This is a genomic window from Ilyomonas limi (assembly GCF_005233845.1).
Taxonomy (GTDB): Bacteria; Bacteroidota; Bacteroidia; order Chitinophagales; family Chitinophagaceae; genus Ilyomonas; species Ilyomonas limi.
On record NZ_SZQL01000054.1, the window covers coordinates 1 to 2,364 of the forward strand.

At 41.9% G+C, this 2,364-nt stretch carries 3 protein-coding genes; all 3 read left to right on the forward strand.

The features are described 5' to 3' along the window. Positions 1–131 precede the first annotated feature (131 nt). The 3 genes from FC093_RS23470 to FC093_RS23480 all read left to right on the forward strand — a co-directional run bounded on the left by FC093_RS23470 (position 132) and on the right by FC093_RS23480 (position 1,465). Positions 132–410: a hypothetical protein gene (locus FC093_RS23470; protein WP_137264261.1), complete on the forward strand. Its 279-nt coding sequence runs from the start codon at positions 132–134 to the stop codon at positions 408–410. Further along, the gene (locus FC093_RS23475) at positions 389–793 is read left to right on the forward strand and encodes a type II toxin-antitoxin system VapC family toxin (RefSeq protein WP_137264262.1); all 405 of its coding nucleotides are present in this window, start codon (positions 389–391) and stop codon (positions 791–793) included. Before FC093_RS23470 ends, FC093_RS23475 begins: the two co-directional genes overlap by 22 nt. A gap of 159 nt (positions 794–952) precedes the next feature. Continuing rightward, the gene (locus FC093_RS23480) at positions 953–1,465 is read left to right on the forward strand and encodes a DUF5063 domain-containing protein (RefSeq protein ID WP_137264263.1); all 513 of its coding nucleotides are present in this window, start codon (positions 953–955) and stop codon (positions 1,463–1,465) included. Positions 1,466–2,364 lie beyond the last annotated feature (899 nt).

Consider the following 2,364-nt stretch of genomic DNA (forward strand, 5'->3'; position numbering starts at 1 on the left):
AGCAGTTTTGCAAAAGTTGGGCAGACGGAATAAATTTAAACTGTAAATCGCTATTTGGCTTTTGTGCATAGGCTCAGCAGACGAACATTGAATGCCCAACCTTCGCAAAGCTGATAAACGTTAGCCGCCACATGCAGAGTAATTTTGCAACTGGAATAGAATTCGTAAATTTGGACATGGAAGTAAAAGTACAAATACCATTCAATGAGTTGGTAGCTATAGTTAGACAACTTTCACCTACACAAAAGGCAAAGCTTCAAAAAGAATTGACTCAAGCAGTTAAACCAGCTATAAAAAAGTCACGCCTGACAGAATTGCTTTTAAACGGACCTGTTTTCACAGACGAACAGATTCACACTATTGAAGAAACCCGCAAATCAATCAACCAATGGCGGACAGAACCCTTATGATTGACACAACGCTGTTGATTGACTATTTTCGAAAAACTGACAAATCTAAATCAAGACTTGTTCAACTTTCAGAGCAGTTTGACCAACTTGTTATTTCAACTGTAACAGAGTTTGAAGTTTACAGCGGTGCAACTGAAGCACAACTGACTTTTTGGACGGAATTGCTTTCCGAAATTCTTGTACTTCCTTTTGACAGTCAGGCTGCACACATAGCTGTTGAGATACAACGAGACTTGAAAAAGCTACGAAAAACGATTGAAAAGGCTGACCTGTTTATTGCAGCAACAGCAGTTGCAAATGGACTTACTTTAGACACTTTAAACCGCAAACACTTTGACAAAATAAAACAACTCAAACTTCTTGATGACAATAGCGGCGGCTAACAAGCGGCTTGCTGCCATAAGCGGCTTGACGGAAGCCAATCATCAATAGTAATTCTATTATTCTTTATAGCTATATTTGGGCTGACGTGCACTGAGTGCCGCTCCGGCAGCAAGCCGTGAACGTTACCAGCCATATTATTTTGACGCATTTAATTTTTTATGTCAGTTGACAATATCGCTAAGACGAAGGACTTCATAACGTTTGTTGACAGAGCAAGAAATTTCTGCACTTTTCTTGAGACACACCAAAATGATAATTACAAATCATTCATCTCAGACATACAAAAGCAGCTGATTGAGCTTTACACCTTCGCACGGACATTGCCGGACTTTGACTTACCCGACAGAGATATAGCAGAAATTGACATTTCAGACGACGACATCAGAGACCTTCTTTCTTTTACCAGAAAAAGATTGCGTGGCCCCTTTTATTGGATTGTGTTTGACCCGACAGACCATAGCGACACTGCATCCGTGTGCGGAGACCTGGTAGACGACTTAGGAGATATGTACAAGGATATAAAAACTTTCCTGACCGGCTTCGACGACGCAGATGATGATGTAAAGCAGAACGCACTGTGGCATCTGAAGTGGAGTTTTGACAATCACTGGAACGACCATTGCATGAATGCCATTTATGCAATTCATTATTTTCTGAAACATGCTGACTGACAAAACACGGCTGGTAACATGCGGTTTGCTGCCACTAGCGGCTGACAAGTCTCGGCTGAACAACAGGAATTCTATTAAACTTTATATCTTTATCTAATCTGACGTGCAAGCGTGCCGCTACAGCAGCAAGCCGGTGGGCGTTGTACGCAACCCAAATTAGACAGCATCATATTTTGGAGTTATTAGGACAAATAGGCGAAAGGCAAATCTTTTACTGTTGCGTTCGTGCAGACGAAAGCTGGTACGAGAAAATAACCTTTGATAATTGGATTGCTTTCACAATCGCCGACGAAGAAGACAAAAGTCTCCTAGGCGAGATTACAGTTCAGTGTCTTGACAAAGGAGCTTGTTATACATGCAGCGCCGGACAACTTGCCTCATTAACGGAAGACTACTTCGACCAGGAAATTGTGTCGCGACAAGTGCAGCAGGAACAAGACACCGGTAAATAGCAAGACTACGACTCCGCGCCAATGACAAGCTTTCATAGAAACTTCGACGAAGGTTTTTGGTTTGCAGCCACGAATGCACATCAAATCATTAATGACGTCTATGTAGTTTCAAACCAAGTCGTTTGTATTGACTGCACTACAAAAAAAGTACGCAGACACTTGACTTTCTTGATTGAAGAGATTAACAATGACCGGCTGCCAAATGACAAGGAACTGGAAACACCTCCATACGACATCCAATAAATGCCTTTAATGGCGTGGGCATGCGTACAACAGCGGTTTGCCACAATGCGGGCTGACGAACATGGGCTAAGCAGTTGGTAATGTCTCGTCCTGAAATAGGTTGACTAAAAAACAGCCTATTTATGGATTTAAAAACACAAATTATTACAGAGTATTTAACGCAGGGAGTGGGCTTCAGACAGCTTGCTCAAAAGTATGGCATCA